Here is a 16,687-nt window from a genome sequence, read left to right as displayed (position 1 = left end):
AGTTACATCTTGACGGGAGCGGAGACGCCGATCGTCGCGAGACCGTTGGCCAGCACCTGGCGCGTGGCCGCGAGCAGCGCGACGCGAGCGTTGCGTTCGGCCGCATCGTCGACCAGCACGCGCTCGGCACGGTCATTGTAGAACGAGTGAAATTCGCCGGCGAGTTCGCGCAAGTAGAAGGCGACCGCGTGCGGCGCGAGTTCGTCGGCGGCGTGCTGCAGCATGTCCGGAAATTCGGCGAGCTTGTTGAGCAGCGCCATCGAGCGTTCGCTTGTCAGCGGCGCGAGATCCACGCTTGCGAGCGCGTTCTCGTCCAGGCCGTAGCGCGCGTTGCACTCGGCGATCACCGAGCAGATGCGCGCGTGCGCATACTGCACGTAGTGCACCGGATTCTCGTCGTTCTGCTTCAGCGCGAGGTCGATGTCGAACACGAACTCGGTGTCCGCCTTGCGCGAGATCAGGAAAAAGCGCACCGCGTCGCGGCCGCGGCGAATGGTTTCCTCGTCGATCAGATCGACGGCCGCTTCCGAGCCCGGCGTCGCGCCGCCCGACCATTCGATCAGGTCGCGCACCGTCACGTAGCTGCCCGCGCGCTTCGAGATCTTCACCTCTTCGCCGTTGCGCATGACCGTGACCATCTTGTGCAGGATGTAGTCGGGGTAGCCCCTCGGAATGCCGATGCCGAGACCCTGCAGACCTGCGCGCACGCGCGCGATCGTGCCGTGGTGATCCGAGCCCTGCACGTTGATGACCTTGGTGAAGCCGCGCTCCCACTTCGCGACGTGATAGGCGACGTCCGGCACGAAGTACGTGTAGGTGCCGTCGGTCTTGCGCATCACGCGGTCTTTGTCGTCGCCGTCGTCGGTGGTGCGCAGCCACAGCGCACCTTCCTGCTCGTAGGTCTGGCCCGCGGCGATCAGCGCGTCGACCGTTTTCTCGACGCGGCCTTCCGTGTACAGCGACGATTCCAGGTAGTACTGGTCGAACTTCACGCCGAACGCCTGCAGGTCCATGTCCTGCTCGCGACGCAGATACGTGACCGCGAAGCGGCGGATCGCCTCGAGGTCATCGACGTCGCGCGCGCCGGTGACGGGCTCGCCGTCGCTCGCCGCGACCGTGATGCCGTTCAGATAGTCTTTCGCGATGTCGGCGATGTACTCGCCGTTATAGGCCGACGCGGGCCAGCCTTCATCGCCGGGGGCGAGGCCGCGTGCGCGTGCCTGGGTCGACAGGGCGAGCGTGTGGATCTGCACGCCGGCGTCGTTGTAGTAGAACTCGCGGTGCACGTCCCAGCCCTGCGACGCGAGCACGTTCGCGAGCGCGTCGCCGAGCGCGGCCTGGCGGCCGTGACCGACGTGCAGCGGGCCGGTGGGGTTGGCGGACACGAACTCGATCAGCACGTGCTTGCCGGCGTCGCGCCGCGAGCGACCGTACGCGTCTTTCTCGGCGAACACGGCGGCGATCACGCCTTGCTTGGCTGCGGCCGTGAGCCGCAGGTTGATGAAGCCGGGGCCCGCCACTTCGGCGGTGTCGATCAGGCCTTTGGCCTGCGGATTGACGAGCAGCGCATCGACGAACTGTTGCGCGAGCTGGCGCGGATTGGCGCGCAGCGGCTTGGCGAGCTGCATCGCGACGTTGCACGCGACGTCGCCGTGCGCGGCGACTTTCGGGCGCTCCAGCGCGATGGCGGGCGAGACGAAGGCGGCTTCCGTCGCGCCTTGGGTGGCAGTCGCGACCTGCTTCACCGTCTCGGCGAGCAGTGTTTCGAGTGTGTGTTTATGTGCGGGCAGCATGCTTGTTGCGAGTCCAGTGAGGCAATCCGGTAAGGCGGAAGAGGCGCCGGCCGAGGCCGGTGTCGCAAGTGTAGAACGCCGCCGCGCTTTGCGGCACTGATGGCCCCGCCGCCGGCAGACTGTCCCCCAGGCGATGCGACGAGACGCAACGCAAGCAGCGCAACGCGGTGGACTCCGCTCGGCAGCCCGCCGGCACGCAGGCTCGCGCGGCATGCGGATTGCGGCCGATGGTTCGACGCCCCCGTTTGCACACGTGCGCGATGCTCGTCGAGCCTTGCCATACGTGGCGCTGGGCGGCGCGCTTTTCCGTTCAGACGGATTTTAGCAGGTGCTAATATGTTCAATGAGTTGCCCACGAGGGCTGTGGCTGCGGCGCCTTGCCGGCGCCACGTCAGGCGCACGCTGTTGCCGCCCTTGGGACGCTCATGCGTTAGCCCGACATAACGAAAAAGGGAACAGTCATGCTGATTACTTTCAAGTGCCACGCCTGCCCGGACGTGATGATGCTGGAGAATCTGGCGCAGTATCTGGTCGGCATTGTCGGCAAACGCCTTGGGCAGAGGGGCGTCATTACTCACGACGAACTGGGCCCGGCCATCGAGAAGCTCGAAGCGGCGATCACCTCCGACAAGCAGGAGCGCGCCGAGCACGAGGGCCATTTCCACGAGGGCGAAGACGGCCGCGATCGTCACGAGATTCCGCCCGGTCTCGCGCAGCGCGCGTACCCGTTCCTCGACATGCTGCGCGCGGCGCAGAAGGAAAACGCGGATATCGTCTGGGGGCTTTGATTTCTGCTGGGTCCCGAGCTCCGCGGCCCGGACTCAGAAGGCCTTCATAAGCGCTTTGGGGTGCACTCAAAGAAAGGAGCCCGCTTGACGCGGGCTCTTTGTCATTCTGAGGGCTTGTCCGTCTCGCCGCTCACTGGCTCGCGGGGGCCGCCGACGCTGCCGCGCCTTTCTTCATCTTTTGCTTCTTCGCCTTTTTGACATGCGCCTCGGTGGGGGGCGAGTAGGAGCTGACCGCGCTCGATCCGCCCGGCGCGGCGGGTTGTGCGAGCGCCACGGAAGCGCCCGCGGCCAGCGAAACAGCGGTCAATAACAGTGTCAGCTTCTTCATACGATTTTTCTCCGTTGACGGTTGCAATCTCGGTAAGCCGGCGCGTTGTGCTCGCGCCTGACGGGATGAAAGCCGACTCAGTCTACAAAGCCGAAATTGTCGCGGCGCCAAATATTCAGTCTTTCGGACTCGATATAGTCGCGCACGCGCGGCTCGGGCCGCACGGCCCGGCCACGTATCGCTTCATGCTCAAAGCAACGGCGCCAACGCGCGCTCGGCGTCCGCTTTCGTGAGCGACATCCGCCGCGCGTAGTCGTCGAGCTGATCCGCGCCGATCTTGCCGACCGAGAAATAGGTGCTGTCCGGATGCGCGAGGTAGAAACCCGACACGCTCGCGGCCGGCAGCATCGCCAGCGATTCGGTCACGCTCATGTTGATTTCGTTCGCCTGCAGCACGTCGAACATGTCGCGCTTGACGAGGTGGTCGGGGCAGGCCGGATAGCCTGGCGCCGGGCGGATGCCGCGGTATTTTTCGGCGATTAGTTCGTCGTTGGAGAGGTTTTCGCTGTTCGCGTAGCCCCACAGGTCGCGCCGCACACGCGCGTGCAACGCTTCGGCGAATGCTTCGGCGAGCCGGTCCGCGAGTGCCTTCAGCATGATCGCGCTGTAGTCGTCGAGATCCTTCTCGAACTGCTTCTCCTTCACGTCGACGCCAAGACCCGCCGTCACCGCGAACATGCCGATGTAGTCGGCGACGCCCGAGTCCTTCGGCGCGATGAAGTCGGCCAGCGAGCGGTTCGGTCGCATCACCCCGTCGACCACAGGCCGCACGCTCTGTTGACGCAGATTGCGCCACGTCAGCGCGACTTCGGTGCGCGATTCGTCCGTGTAGATTTCGATGTCGTCGTCGTTCACCGTGTTGGCCGGCAACAGCGTGATCACGCCGTTGGCCTGCAGCCAGCGGCCCTGAATCAGGCGCGCGAGCATCGACTTGCCGTCGGAGAACACGCGCCGCGCCGATTCGCCGACGATCTCGTCGTTGAGAATCGCCGGATATGGGCCGGCGAGATCCCACGTCTGGAAGAACGGACCCCAGTCGATATAGTTCGCGAGCTCGTTCAGATCGAAATTCTTGAACACGCGCCGGCCGATGAACTTCGGCTTGACGGGCTGATAGCCTGCCCAGTCGATCTTCGTCTTATTGGCGCGCGCTTGCGCGAGCGTGACCATCGGCTGTGCTTTTTTGTTCGCGTGCTGATCGCGGATGCGGTTGTAGTCGGCGTTCAGTTCGTCGATGTACTTCGCGGCGCCCTCGTCGGACAGCAGGCTCGAGGCGACCGATACCGAGCGCGACGCGTCCGGGACGTAGACCACCGGCCCGTCGTAGTGCGGAGAAATCTTCACGGCCGTGTGCACACGCGAGGTCGTCGCGCCGCCGATCAGGAGCGGAATCTTCTTGACGCGGAAGTAGTCGTCGCGCTGCATTTCCGATGCGACGTAGGCCATTTCTTCGAGACTCGGCGTAATCAGGCCCGACAGCCCGATGATGTCCGCGCCCTCGACCTTGGCCTTCGCAAGGATTTCGCTGCACGGGACCATCACGCCCATGTTGACCACTTCGAAGTTATTGCACTGGAGCACCACCGACACGATGTTCTTGCCGATGTCGTGCACGTCGCCCTTTACGGTTGCGATGACGATCTTGCCCTTCGCGCGCACGTCGCCGCCGGCGGCCGCGAGCTGGCGCTTTTCTTCCTCGATGAACGGGATCAGATGCGCGACCGCCTGCTTCATCACGCGGGCCGACTTCACGACCTGCGGCAGGAACATCTTGCCCTGGCCGAACAGGTCGCCGACGATGTTCATGCCGTCCATCAGCGGACCTTCGATCACGTTGATCGGACGGCCGCCTGCAGCGGCGATCTTCGCGCGCACTTCCTCGGTGTCTTCGACGATGAACGTGGTGATGCCGCTCACGAGCGCATGCGCGAGACGCTTCTCGACCGGCTGGTTGCGCCACTCGAGGTTCTCTTCCTTCTTCGCGGCGCCGCTCTTGAACTTGTCGGCGATTTCGAGCAGGCGGTCGGTGCCGTCTTGACGGCGATTCAGCACGACGTCTTCGACGAGCTCGCGCAGTTCGGGATCGAGCTCGGCATACACGCCGAGCTGGCCCGCGTTGACGATGCCCATGTCCATCCCCGCCTGGATCGCGTGATAGAGGAACACCGTGTGAATCGCCTCGCGCACCGGATCGTTGCCGCGGAACGAGAACGACACGTTCGACACGCCGCCGCTCACCTTCGCGTACGGCAGGTTCTGCTTGATCCAGCGGGTCGCCTCGATGAAGTCGACCGCATAGTTGTTGTGTTCCTCGATGCCGGTCGCGATCGCGAAGATGTTCGGATCGAAGATGATGTCCTCGGGCGGAAAGCCGACTTCGTTGACGAGCACGTCGTACGAGCGCTTGCAAATCCCGGTCTTGCGCTGGAACGTATCGGCCTGGCCCTGTTCGTCGAACGCCATCACGACCGCAGCCGCGCCATAGCGGCGAATCAGCTTCGCATGATGAACGAACGCTTCCTTGCCTTCCTTCAGCGAGATCGAGTTGACGATCGCCTTGCCCTGCACGCACTTGAGACCCGCCTCGATCACGTCCCACTTCGACGAGTCGATCATGATCGGCACACGCGCGATGTCCGGCTCCGACGCGATCAGATTCATGAAGCGGACCATTGCCGCTTTCGAATCGAGCATCGCCTCGTCCATGTTGATGTCGATTACCTGCGCGCCGTTCTCGACCTGGTGGCGCGCGACGGCCAATGCTTCGTCGAACTGATTGTTCAGGATCATTCGCGCGAACGCTTTCGAGCCGGTCACATTGGTGCGTTCGCCAACGTTGATGAAGAGCGTCCCGGACGTGACGTTGAACGGCTCGAGGCCGGCAAGGCGCATGGTGTGATCGGTCATGGCGTGTGTGCGAGTCGGGTGCGTGCGTTAAGGGACGTGCAGGGCGTCGGGGCGAAGTGTTTCAGGCGGGCTCAGGCCGCATCGCGATACTGGCTCGGCCACTTGCGCGGCTTCAGCTCGGCGAGCGCCTTCGCGATCGCCGCGATGTGCTCGGGCGTCGTGCCGCAGCAGCCGCCCGCGATGTTCACGAGTCCCGCTTGGGCGAATTCCTTCAGCAGGCCAGAGGTATCCGCGGGCAATTCGTCGAAGCCGGTGTCGCTCATCGGGTTCGGCAGGCCGGCGTTCGGATAGCACGACACGTAGGTGTCGCACAGCTTCGCGAGCTCGGCGATGTACGGACGCATCAGCGCCGCGCCGAGCGCGCAGTTCAGGCCGAACGTGAGCGGCTTCGCGTGACGCAGCGAGTTCCAGAAGGCCTCGACGGTCTGGCCCGACAGAATGCGGCCCGACGCATCGGTGACGGTGCCCGAGATCATGATCGGCAGACGCTCGCCGGTGTTTTCGAACAGCTCGTCGAGCGCGAACAGTGCGGCCTTCGCATTCAGCGTGTCGAAGATCGTTTCGACGAGGAACAGGTCCGCGCCGCCGTCGAGCAGCGCTTTCGCCTGCTCGTAGTACGCGGCGCGCAGTTCGTCGAAGGTAACGTTGCGCGCGCCCGGATCGTTGACGTCCGGCGAAATGCTGGCGGTTTTCGGCGTCGGGCCGATCGCGCCGGCGACGAAGCGCGGCTTGTCCGGCGTTGCGTATTTGTCGCACGCGGCGCGCGCGAGCTTCGCCGATTCGATGTTCATCTCGACGGCGAGCGATTCCAGGCCGTAGTCGGCCTGCGCGACCGTGGTCGCGCCGAACGTGTTGGTCTCGATGATGTCCGCGCCCGCCGCGAGATACTGCTCGTGAATCTCGGAGATGATCTGCGGCTGGGTGATCGACAGGAGTTCGTTGTTGCCCTTGATGTCGCGCGCGTAGTCCTTGAAGCGCTCGCCGCGATAGCTGGCTTCGTCGAGCTTGTAGCGCTGGATCATCGTGCCCATCGCGCCGTCCAGAATCAGGATGCGCGAGTTCAGCAGCGCGGGCAGCGCCGCGCCGCGGGTGTAGGCGGGCTCCGAACGGACTGGCGTGATGGATTGAGCAGGCTGGGTCATGGCGGACGAGGGCTTGCGCCGGCGTTGGCGGAAAACCTGTCATTGTAGCCGCTGCCGGGCGGATGCGCCCGGCGCGGAGGAGAGTGCGAGGCGCGGCCGGCAAAATCGACCGATACGAACGCGCCGCGCCGGGAACTCAGAAACGCGCTAACAAACGATGCAATAAAAAACGGCCCGGCAAGCCAAAGCCTGCCGGGCCGTTTCGCTGCCGCCGACCGCTTGATGGAACCCGCCGGCAAAGCCGCGCGGTGCGGTCGATCGATGTCGCCAGAGCGCCAGCTGAACCCCTCCGGTCAATGCAGGACCACCGGTTGATGCATCAGACTGTCGAATTGACCGAGGAATTCATCAACCTCGTCGAGCGTCGGCTCGCCTTCGATCAGCTTTTGCACATGCTCGCGAAAACGCGCCGCCATTGCCCCATCGATGTAGATTTCGCGCTGCATGTTCTTGTCGACAATCTCGTAGCCGCCCGACTTCATGGCAAGCAGACCTTCCTGCGGAGGAAACTCGACGACACAGTAGTTAGGGCTGTTATAGATCATTTGCATGGCGACACTCCTTATTTCCGTTGGGCTCCTGCCCTTTTCTGCACCGTAGGTGGAGCATGTGGGATGGAATTCAAGGGGTGGGTCCGGACGACGCAAGTAAAAACTCCGGACCTGACGGTTAGACTCGCCGCTCCAGAAACGATTCAAGCAAGGCGGCGAAACGCTGTGATTGCTCGATTGGCGCGAGATGCGCGGCGTCCAGCAACTCGAAGCGGGCGCCCTCGATCGCCTCCGCTATTGCCTGCGTAGCAGCAGGGGGCGTGCCAGTGTCGTGACGTCCGGCCACCGTCAGCGTCGGCGAGCGGATTGCGCCGTGCTGGCCGCGAAGGTCGAAATCGCGCAGTGCCTCGCAGGCCATCGCAAAACCTTCCGGCGAGGTGTGCGCAAATGTCTCACGGATCGGCTCGACCGCTTCGGGATGCCCGGCCTGAAAGTCGGGCGTGAGCCAACGCGCGATCGTCGACGGTAACAGCGCCTCCATGCCGTCGCTGCGCGCGGTGTGGGCGCGCTGATTCCACAACTCACGATTCTCGGGCGGAGTGCCGCCGGTGCTGTCGGCGATCGTCAGCGTGTCGATGCGCGATGGATGGTCGAGCGCGAACTGCTGCGCAATCATGCCGCCGAGCGACAGGCCGACCAGGTGCGTCGTCCGCGCGCCGAGGGCATCGAGCAGTTTGGCGAGATCGTCGGCCAGATCGCGCATGGCGAACGGCTCGCGCGCAACCGCGCTGTGGCCGTGGCCGCGCACGTCGTAGCGCAGCACCGTGTAATCGTCGCGGAAATAGCCTGCCATCTGATCCCAGATGGAAAGATCGCCGCCCAACTGATGGATGAACGTGAGCCACGGGCCGCCGCCTTCGTTGCTCAGCACGTAGCGTGTGTCGATACCGTTGATGTTCACTTGCATGCGGACTCCTTTGAGGAAACGCAGTGAAAAAGCGCGGTGGGTCGCCTCGTTCGCGCGAACGGGGCTCCATTGACGTGCGAGTCAGCGTTGCAAAGGAAGTTTCGCCGATCTCGAGCAGATCTGCTCGTGACACTGTGTCACGAAAAGTGTCACGGTTTGATGATGGTCGGAGCGGTCGAATCGACCGGTGCAGCTGGGGCGGCCTCGGGTGTTACTGCCGATGCGTCGGCCGGAGCTGGCGCCGGCGTCGCAGGGCCCGTGGCAGCGGGTGCAGCGGGCGTGCCCGGCGCGCCACCATTGCCGCGGTCATCCGGCGACGTGCCATCGACATTCAGCTTGCCGCGCCACACCAGTTCGAACTGGGTACCGTTCGGCTCCGTCTGCAGGATGCGCGCCGGCAGCCAGCCGAGGGACGGGGCGAGCCACACGTCGACGCGGCGCTGGTCGCCATCGTGCCGCGGCAGACGTTTGAAGTGACGCGTCTGCAGATAGCCTTGCGCGGCGCGGATCGTTTCGTCGCCGATCGTCTCGATCGGCCAATTCTCCCCGCTATCGGTATCGACGACGAAAAACTGTCGCGTCACGCCAGGCTTATAGGCGTCAGGATCGCCGCGCACGAGGCTCGCGAGCTGCATCACGACACTGAAGCGATCCTGCGCGCCGTCGGGCAACGGCAACGAGGCGGGCGTGCGCGTAAAGCCAACCTTCTTGTCGTTGCGATTGAAGATCGCGATGTCTTCGGCGCGACGGCCACGCTTTTCGCTGTACTGAGCCGGCGCGAGGCCAAAGGCATCGATGCCGCCGTGGCTCGAAAACACGAACGGACCGACGAACGGCAGCGGTACTGATACGACCATTTCGTAGCCCTGCCCGTTGCTCGCCCAATGGATCGTGCCGGGCGCGTTGCGCACGCCGTTGTAGAACGTGTCGTAGTCGAGTTCGGCCGACGGCGGTACCGAAAACTTCACGCCCTGCGACGCTTGCGGCGCGCTGGCCGCGGCAGGGGCGCTCGCGACGGCGCCGCTGGCATTCGCATGGGCCGATGCATTCGCGTTCGCGGTGGCGGGTGGCTCGCTAGCCGCCACCTCCGATGCCGGCGTGGCCGCGGGCTCGTTCGGTGTGGCGGGCTGCAACGCGGTCATCACATGCTGCTCGCGCGGCGGCCTCGCCGCGGGCTTGCGTGCTGGCGAGGGCGGATGCGGTGCCGGCACGGCGGGCTGTGGCGCGGGTCGACGCTCGACCCGTTCGGGCGTCAGCAGCGCGACCTGCACCGGCACATGCTCGTGATTCGCCGGATTCAGATCCACGCGATTGCGCTCGAACCATTGCGCCGCGATCCAGTGCACAACCGCGACGACCACGAGGACGGCGATCCAGCGCCACGCGCGCGCGCCGCGTCCCGGCCCGCTACCGGAAGCGGGCAGGCGATCATGACGGCGGTTGGCGGAAGCAGAATCCATCGGCGCTTGAATCGGTGAGAGCTTGAAAGGATCGGTGCGTATCAACCGTTGTCGCCACGCGGCGTCGCGCTATAGCCGAGTTCGTACGACAGCTTGCGCGCGCATTCGCGCAGCGCGGTATCGATCTCGCCGCCCCAGCGGATATCGAACGCGCCTTCATGGCCGAGCGCGACCAGACCGAGCGCGAGTTCGCCGGTCGAATCGAACACCGGCATCGAAAACGCGTGGATCGTCGGCAGCAGCATGCCTTCGACGCGCGCAGCCTCGTGCTCGCGCACCTCGGCGAGCACCTTGTCGACGTCTTCGCGGGTGCGTGGCGCGCCGCTATACGACGACGAGCGCCGCGAGTCGGCCAGCTCGCGCTCGAGCATCGCGGCGGTCTTGCCGGAGGGCAGGTAGGCGGCGAACAGCAGACCGGTCGCCGAACTGAGCAAGGGCATCACGTCGCCGAGCTTTAGCGACGCCTTGGCCGGATAGCTCGACTCCATCCAGTGCACCATCGTCGGTCCTTGATTGCCCCACACCGCGATGCCGACGGTCAGGTCGAGCCGGTCGCGCAGTTCGGCGAGCGCGATGCGCGCGAGCTTCACACCGTCGACGCGAGCGAGCCGCGCGAGCCCCAGCTGCAAAGCGAAGCCGCCGAGTTCGTAGCGGCCCGACAGCGGGTCCTGCGCGACCACGCCGAGACGCAGAAAGCTGACCAGATAGCGATGCGCCTTCGCCGGACTCATGCCCGCGCGCTGCGCGAGATCGCGCAGCATCATCGCGCGCGGCTCGTGGGTCAGTACGTCGAGCAGCCTGAAACCGACCTCGATCGACTGGATGCCCGAGCGCAGTTTTTCTTCGCCGGGTTCGCCGGGTTCGTCATCGGCGCCGGTTGCGTCGGTTGCATGGACGGGATCGAGCAGATCGTCTGCGGGCGCGGGGTCGGTGCGGGTGCGGATTATGCCGGAGCGGGCGTTGGCGGACATGTGCAAAAGGCGCGGGCAGCGCGTTCGGTGATCGTAATGGAGACGGCTACGGTGACACGACGACGAACACGCAGATATTGGGCCGCGCCGATTCACCATCGTAGAATAGATTCCTTCCATCGTCACCAATACACGGTTCACAGCTCTATGAAACTTGCCTCGCTGAAGGACGGCACGCGCGACGGTCAACTGATCGTCGTGTCCCGCGACCTGCACACGGCGGCCATCGCCGACACGATCGCGCCCACGCTGCAGCGCGTGCTCGACGACTGGGCCTTCTACGCGCCGCAACTGCACGACCTTTACGATGCGCTGAACCAGGGCCGTGCGCGCAACAGCTTTTCATTCGACGCCAAAGGGTGCATGGCACCGCTGCCGCGCGCGTTCCAGTGGGCCGACGGCTCGTCGTACGTGAACCACGTCGAGCTCGTGCGGCGCGCGCGCGGCGCGGAAATGCCGCCCGAATTCTGGACCGACCCGCTGATGTACCAGGGCGGTAGCGACGACTTCATCGGCCCGCGCGACGACGTGGCGTGCGCATCGGAAGAGTACGGCATCGACTTCGAGGCCGAAGTCGCGGTCGTCACCGGCGATGTGCCGATGGGCGCGACGCCCGAGCAGGCCCTGCGCGGCGTGCGGCTGGTCACGCTCGTCAACGACGTGTCGCTGCGCAACCTGATCCCCGCCGAACTCGCGAAGGGCTTCGGCTTTTTCCAGAGCAAGCCGGCCACCTCGTTCGCGCCGGTCGCCGTGACGCCCGACGAGCTCGGCGAACACTGGCGCGAAGGCCGCGTGCATCGGCCGATGATCGTCCACTGGAACGGCAGGAAGGTCGGCCAGCCCGACGCGGGCACCGATATGGTGTTTCACTTCGGTCAGCTGATCGCGCATGCCGCGAAAACGCGCAATCTGCGTGCTGGTGCCATCGTCGGTTCGGGCACGGTGTCGAACAAGGACGCGAAACGCGGCTACTGCTGTATCGCCGAGAAGCGCTGCCTCGAAACGATCGAGCACGGCGCGCCGCAAACGGAGTTCATGAAGTACGGCGACACCGTGAGGATCGAAATGTTCGACGATGCGGGCAAGTCGATTTTCGGTGCGATCGAGCAGAGCATCGCGCCGCTCGAATGAAGCGCGGCGCTCACGCGGCAATGCTGTGACGCGGGCGGCGCGCGCGAAAGGGTTTCGCCCGATGCCGCCACTTGCGCGCGCGGCTACACTGCGGCAAACATCACAACGAAAACCCCGACGCGAGGACAGCATGCCGCGATTGGACTTCTCCGCAGCTGGACGTCGGCGCGCTTGTGCGTCGCCCGTTGAAGCGCGCACGAGCGCGCGTGGCTTGCGTCAACGTGGTCGGCGCTTCGCGCGGCGCGCCGCGACGCTGTGGGCCGCGCTTGCCTGCGCGTTGCCGCTGACATCGTTCGCGCAGGTGAAGATCGGTCTCGTGCTGTCGCTGACCGGGCCGGCCGCGTCGCTCGGCATTCCCGCGCGCGAAACGGTCGCGCTGCTACCCAAACGGATCGGCGGGCAGGACGTCGAATACATCGTGCTCGACGATGCATCGGACACGACCCACGCCGTGCAGGACACCAGGAAGCTCATCAGCGAGAATCACGTCGACGCGATCATCGGCTCGTCGATCACGCCGAATTCGCTCGCGATGATCGACGTGGTCGCCGAGGGCGAGACGCCGATGATCTCGCTCGCGTCGTCCGCGAAAATCATCGAACCGGTCGACGCGAAACGTCGCTGGGTCTTCAAGACGCCGCAGACCGACGCGGTGATGGCCTCGGCGATCGCCGAGCATGCGAGCGGACACGGCGTGAAGACGATCGCGTTCATCGGCCAGGCCGACGCGCTCGGCGAGACGTTCTACGCCGAGGTCGCGAAGTACGCGCAACTGCATCACATCGACGTGGTCGCGAGCGAGCGTTTCAATCGCACCGATCCGGGCGTGACCGGCCAGGTGCTGAAGATTCTCGCGACCCATCCCGACGCGGTGGTGGTCGGCGCGGCCGGCACGCCTGCCGCGTTGCCGCCGAAAACGCTGCGCGAGCGCGGCTACAAGGGCGTCATCTATCACAACCACGGCGTCGGCAATAACGATTTCCTGCGCGTGTGCGGCGCCGATTGCAACGGCACCTTCCTGCCCGCGAGCCCGGTGCTGGTCGCCACGCAATTGCCGGCCGATCATCCGGCCAGGCGTCTCGCGCTTGATTACATCGAGCGCTTCGAGGCGCGGCACGGCACGGGCAGCGTGTCGGCATTCGGTTCGTACACATCGGACGCGGGCGCATTGCTCGAGCATGCGATTCCGCTCGCGCTGAAAGCCGGCGCGCCCGGCACACCGCCGTTTCGCCGCGCGCTGCGCGACGCGCTCGAAGGAACACGCGGTCTCGCGGATACCAATGGCGTCGTCAACATGAGCGCGGTCGATCATCTCGGGCTCGATCAACGCGCCCGCGTGATGGTCGAAATCACCAATGGCAAGTGGCTTTAACAGCCGCATTGAACGGGTCGCGGCGTTCCGCGCGCGACTGAACGAATCTCCTCCGGACTGCTCACCATGCCTCAGCCATCGCAACCGAACGACGCGTACTACGCGCACTACCAGTCGCTGCGTTTGCTGCGTCATCCGCACGGTGTGCTCGAAGTCGTGATGAGCGGCGAGGGCGCGAATAAAAGCGGCCTCGCGACCGCGAACGCACGCATGCATTACGAGCTCGCGGAAATCTGGCGCGACATCGATCGCGATCCCGATACGCGCGTCGCGATCATTCGCGGCGAGGGCAAAGGCTTTTCGGCCGGCGGCGATCTGCAGCTCGTCGAGGACATGGCGAACGACTTCGAGGTGCGCACGCGTGTGTGGCGCGAAGCGCGCGATCTGGTCTACAACGTGATCAACTGCGGCAAGCCGATCGTGTCGGCGATGCACGGGCCGGCGGTCGGCGCGGGGCTCGTCGCAGGTCTGCTCGCCGATATCTCGATCGCGGCGAAGACGGCCCGCATCATCGACGGACACACGCGCCTCGGCGTCGCCGCGGGCGATCATGCGGCGATCGTCTGGCCGCTCTTGTGCGGCATGGCGAAGGCGAAGTACTACCTGCTGCTGTGCGAGCCGGTGAGCGGCGAGGAGGCGGAGCGCATCGGGCTCGTGTCGCTGGCCGTCGACGAAAGCGATCTGCTGCCGAAGGCGTTCGAAGTCGCGCGCAAGCTGACCGACGGCTCGCAGACCGCCATCCGTTGGACCAAGTACGCGTTGAACAACTGGCTGCGCACGGCGGGGCCGGCGTTCGATACGTCGCTCGCGCTGGAATTCATGGGCTTCGCGGGGCCGGACGTGCGCGAAGGACTGAGCTCGTTGCGCGAGCGGCGCGCGCCCGATTTTGGCGCGGGCGGTCCACGTAACGACGAACGATCGTGATGTCATACCCCACACGGTATGATCGAATCGACGCGCGCGGCATCGCGCGCTCCACCTATCATCTGGCACCGAGGCGACAACCATGACCGACACCACTGGCTCCGCGCCGCCCTTTCCCGGCTTTCCCGGTTTTCCGCCCGCTGAAATGCTCGATCGCATGTGGAGCATGATGCGGCTGTCGCCGTTCGGCGCCGCCATGACGGGCGCGCAGCCGGGTGGGGGCACGAGTCCGTCGCTGTCGATGATGTCCGACATGATGGCGCCGCTCACGAGCGTCGAGGAACTCGACAAGCGCATCACCGACATGCGCGCGGTCGAGCAATGGCTGAAGCTGAATCTGAGCATGCTGCAGTCCGCGATCCAGGCGCTCGAAGTGCAACGTGCGACGCTCGCGACGCTGCGCGCGTTCGGCGCGTTCGCGCAATCGTCGATGTCGCAGGCGGCGGCTGCTGCGTCGGGTGCCGCCGCGAGTGACGCGCCGAACGCCGCCCCGCGCCCCGCCCCGGCGCCAAGTTGGACGAAGCCGGCCGAGCCCACGCCCGAAAGCGCCACGCAGGCCGCCAGCGACGAAGAGGAAGCGCCCGCGGCGCCCGCTTTCGATGCATCCGCGTGGTGGAATCTGCTGCAATCGCAGTTCAACCAGATCGCGCAGTTCGCGATGACGCAGCCGTCCGTCGCGGTCGCCGCGGCGGGCGGGGGCACGCAGGGCAAGCCGGAACCGTCGAAGGCCGCGGATGCGTCGGGCGCCGAAGCGTCGGGCGCCGCCGCGCAAAACGCGAAGCCTGCCGCCAAACGGCCGGCAGCGAAGCGCGCCGCGCCGTCGGCCAAACGCGCGTCGGGCGAGCGGACGAGCGCGGCAACAATGAAAAAGTCGACGTAAGCGGGCGGTGCGGGCAACGCGCTCGCACCCGGTGCGACAGCGACAGCAACGACAAAAGGAGCGCGGTCCAGTCTGCGTTTCCTCCGCCTGTCGCCCCGCGAATCAGTGCCTGATGACGAAGGCAACCCATCGTCTGCGTTTTTGCCGTATTACAACGCCGGCGGTTTCCGCCCGCGCGAATCGCCGATTTTATTGAGAGAAGTCAATGCCACAGTGCGCTCGCGCCGCTTCTGTCACGGGTTTCGTGGGAGGCGCGTGCTATGATTGTGTGAGCTTGATCTGGCTTTGGGGCGTGCGCCGAAAACAACCAATCCCGCCGCCTTCGCGTCATTCGCCGCCGGCGCTACCGGTGCAGGGCGGGACGTGCGGTTGTCGACCCAGACTGGCTCGACCTCAGGCAAAGGGTATCCCTCCCCACGGTTGGCCACGGCGCCGGATTCACGCTTCAGGCGCCAATACACAAAAGCCCGGACTTCTTTGCTGCCCGATGCTTCTGGGCGGCTGATTAACGCGTAAAATTGAATGCTTGGCCGATAAACGGCACGTCCGTTCGTCGTAGGTAAAAACGGCTACACGTAGCAGCAACAGACACACACAGTATGTGCAGAACAGGGGTGGGACTATGAACACCATGCTTTATCCGGAACTTTATAAATCGCTCGAATCCGTTCGATGGGACATGGAGAAGGACATTCCCTGGGACAAATTCGATGCATCGCTGTTGACCGACGAGCAGGCGGCGACGATCAAGATGAACGCGATCACCGAATGGTCGGCGTTGCCCGCCACGGAAATGTTTCTGCGTGACAATCATCACGACAGCGATTTCTCCGCATTCATGAGCGTGTGGTTCTTCGAGGAGCAGAAGCACTCGCTGGTGCTGATGGAATACCTGCGCCGCTTCAAGCCGGAACTGGTCCCGACCGAAGAGGAACTGCACGCAGTGCGCTTCGAGTTCGATCCCGCACCGCCGCTGGAAACGCTGATGTTGCACTTCTGTGGCGAAATCCGCCTGAATCACTGGTATCGCCGCGCCGCCGAATGGCATACCGAGCCAGTCATCAAGCACATCTACGAAACTATCTCGCGCGACGAAGCGCGCCACGGCGGCGCGTATCTGCGCTACATGAAGAAGGCGATGGCGCAAACCGGCGACATCGCGCGTGCCGCGTTCGCGAAGATCGGCGTGCTGATGGCGTCGGCGCGTCGCACCGAAAAGCCGCTGCACCCCACCAACCTGCACGTGAACCAGGCGCTGTTCCCGCGCGACACGATCCAGTCGCGTCTGCCGGATCCGGAATGGCTCGAGCGCTGGCTCGACGAGCAGATCCGTTTCGACGACGGCTGGGAAAAGAAGGTCATCGAGCGCATTCTGCACAACCTGTCGCTGCTGTTCGAACGCACGTTCAACACCGCGCAGGAACTGAACCGTTATCGCAAGGAAGTGGTCGCGCGTCTGCAAGCCGCTGAACAAAACCCGGCGCAGCAGCCGGCGTAACGACTCAGGCGTTTCAGCACCGTATCAAACGGCGG

At 65.0% G+C, this 16,687-nt stretch carries 13 protein-coding genes and 1 pseudogene; 6 read left to right on the top strand and 8 right to left on the bottom strand.

Annotated elements, in window-relative coordinates:
- Positions 1–2: 2 nt before the first annotated feature.
- Positions 3–1,793 (bottom strand): arginine--tRNA ligase, encoded by a 1,791-nt coding sequence (gene argS / locus HDG39_RS01620; protein WP_184002682.1) that lies wholly within the window; start codon positions 1,791–1,793, stop codon positions 3–5.
- 461 nt (positions 1,794–2,254) lie between these two features.
- Here argS and HDG39_RS01615 point away from each other — a divergent pair, with 461 nt between their 5' ends.
- Positions 2,255–2,581: a DUF1840 domain-containing protein gene (locus HDG39_RS01615; RefSeq protein WP_018419249.1), complete on the top strand. Its 327-nt coding sequence runs from the start codon at positions 2,255–2,257 to the stop codon at positions 2,579–2,581.
- A gap of 130 nt (positions 2,582–2,711) precedes the next feature.
- Here the strand turns inward: HDG39_RS01615 and HDG39_RS01610 are convergent, their stop codons facing one another.
- The 7 genes and pseudogenes from HDG39_RS01610 to HDG39_RS01580 form a co-directional block, all read right to left on the bottom strand.
- A complete protein-coding gene (locus HDG39_RS01610) occupies positions 2,712–2,909 on the bottom strand; it encodes a hypothetical protein (protein WP_018419250.1) in 198 nt (65 codons plus the stop codon).
- Positions 2,910–3,098: 189 nt separating this feature from the next.
- Positions 3,099–5,828: pseudogene (metH, locus tag HDG39_RS01605) on the bottom strand (methionine synthase); the annotation flags it as partial.
- 59 nt (positions 5,829–5,887) lie between these two features.
- A complete protein-coding gene (locus tag HDG39_RS01600) occupies positions 5,888–6,958 on the bottom strand; it encodes a homocysteine S-methyltransferase family protein (RefSeq protein WP_184002678.1) in 1,071 nt (356 codons plus the stop codon).
- A 293-nt stretch (positions 6,959–7,251) separates the two neighbouring features.
- Positions 7,252–7,509: a BTH_I0359 family protein gene (locus tag HDG39_RS01595; RefSeq protein ID WP_062125693.1), complete on the bottom strand. Its 258-nt coding sequence runs from the start codon at positions 7,507–7,509 to the stop codon at positions 7,252–7,254.
- Between the two features lie 118 nt (positions 7,510–7,627).
- Positions 7,628–8,416 carry an alpha/beta fold hydrolase gene (locus HDG39_RS01590; RefSeq protein ID WP_184002676.1) on the bottom strand — a complete coding sequence of 263 codons (789 nt, stop codon included), beginning with the start codon at positions 8,414–8,416 and terminating at the stop codon, positions 7,628–7,630.
- Positions 8,417–8,565: 149 nt separating this feature from the next.
- Positions 8,566–9,876 carry a DUF3108 domain-containing protein gene (locus HDG39_RS01585; RefSeq protein ID WP_184002674.1) on the bottom strand — a complete coding sequence of 437 codons (1,311 nt, stop codon included), beginning with the start codon at positions 9,874–9,876 and terminating at the stop codon, positions 8,566–8,568.
- A gap of 41 nt (positions 9,877–9,917) precedes the next feature.
- Positions 9,918–10,847, bottom strand: coding sequence for an IclR family transcriptional regulator (locus HDG39_RS01580; RefSeq protein WP_184002672.1), 930 nt, complete (start codon positions 10,845–10,847; stop codon positions 9,918–9,920).
- Between the two features lie 147 nt (positions 10,848–10,994).
- Between HDG39_RS01580 and HDG39_RS01575 the strand changes: the two genes are divergently transcribed.
- The 5 genes from HDG39_RS01575 (at position 10,995) to HDG39_RS01555 (ending at position 16,652) form a co-directional block, all read left to right on the top strand.
- The gene (locus tag HDG39_RS01575; RefSeq protein WP_184002670.1) at positions 10,995–11,978 is read left to right on the top strand and encodes a fumarylacetoacetate hydrolase family protein; all 984 of its coding nucleotides are present in this window, start codon (positions 10,995–10,997) and stop codon (positions 11,976–11,978) included.
- A gap of 130 nt (positions 11,979–12,108) precedes the next feature.
- Positions 12,109–13,350 carry an ABC transporter substrate-binding protein gene (locus HDG39_RS01570; protein ID WP_184002668.1) on the top strand — a complete coding sequence of 414 codons (1,242 nt, stop codon included), beginning with the start codon at positions 12,109–12,111 and terminating at the stop codon, positions 13,348–13,350.
- A gap of 66 nt (positions 13,351–13,416) precedes the next feature.
- Positions 13,417–14,274, top strand: a complete 858-nt coding sequence (locus tag HDG39_RS01565; protein ID WP_184002666.1) for an enoyl-CoA hydratase/isomerase family protein — start codon at positions 13,417–13,419, stop codon at positions 14,272–14,274.
- Positions 14,275–14,356: 82 nt separating this feature from the next.
- Positions 14,357–15,154 (top strand): PhaM family polyhydroxyalkanoate granule multifunctional regulatory protein, encoded by a 798-nt coding sequence (locus tag HDG39_RS01560; protein WP_184002664.1) that lies wholly within the window; start codon positions 14,357–14,359, stop codon positions 15,152–15,154.
- A gap of 622 nt (positions 15,155–15,776) precedes the next feature.
- On the top strand, positions 15,777–16,652 hold the full coding sequence (locus tag HDG39_RS01555; protein ID WP_026225569.1) for a ferritin family protein: 876 nt from the start codon (positions 15,777–15,779) through the stop codon (positions 16,650–16,652).
- The last annotated feature ends 35 nt before the right edge of the window (positions 16,653–16,687 follow it).

The organism is Paraburkholderia lebeckiae (genome assembly GCF_014201005.1).
Classification (GTDB): Bacteria; Pseudomonadota; Gammaproteobacteria; order Burkholderiales; family Burkholderiaceae; genus Paraburkholderia; species Paraburkholderia tuberum.
Note: the sequence above shows the minus strand (reverse complement) of the source record. Positions and strands in the feature narration are given on the sequence as shown.

Coding starts and splice junctions, on each gene's coding strand:
- argS (WP_184002682.1), bottom strand. CDS start 1,793: ATGCTGCCCGCACATAAACACACACTCGAAACACTGCTCGCCGAGACG.
- HDG39_RS01615 (WP_018419249.1), top strand. CDS start 2,255: ATGCTGATTACTTTCAAGTGCCACGCCTGCCCGGACGTGATGATGCTG.
- HDG39_RS01610 (WP_018419250.1), bottom strand. CDS start 2,909: ATGAAGAAGCTGACACTGTTATTGACCGCTGTTTCGCTGGCCGCGGGC.
- HDG39_RS01600 (WP_184002678.1), bottom strand. CDS start 6,958: ATGACCCAGCCTGCTCAATCCATCACGCCAGTCCGTTCGGAGCCCGCC.
- HDG39_RS01595 (WP_062125693.1), bottom strand. CDS start 7,509: ATGCAAATGATCTATAACAGCCCTAACTACTGTGTCGTCGAGTTTCCT.
- HDG39_RS01590 (WP_184002676.1), bottom strand. CDS start 8,416: ATGCAAGTGAACATCAACGGTATCGACACACGCTACGTGCTGAGCAAC.
- HDG39_RS01585 (WP_184002674.1), bottom strand. CDS start 9,876: ATGGATTCTGCTTCCGCCAACCGCCGTCATGATCGCCTGCCCGCTTCC.
- HDG39_RS01580 (WP_184002672.1), bottom strand. CDS start 10,847: ATGTCCGCCAACGCCCGCTCCGGCATAATCCGCACCCGCACCGACCCC.
- HDG39_RS01575 (WP_184002670.1), top strand. CDS start 10,995: ATGAAACTTGCCTCGCTGAAGGACGGCACGCGCGACGGTCAACTGATC.
- HDG39_RS01570 (WP_184002668.1), top strand. CDS start 12,109: ATGCCGCGATTGGACTTCTCCGCAGCTGGACGTCGGCGCGCTTGTGCG.
- HDG39_RS01565 (WP_184002666.1), top strand. CDS start 13,417: ATGCCTCAGCCATCGCAACCGAACGACGCGTACTACGCGCACTACCAG.
- HDG39_RS01560 (WP_184002664.1), top strand. CDS start 14,357: ATGACCGACACCACTGGCTCCGCGCCGCCCTTTCCCGGCTTTCCCGGT.
- HDG39_RS01555 (WP_026225569.1), top strand. CDS start 15,777: ATGAACACCATGCTTTATCCGGAACTTTATAAATCGCTCGAATCCGTT.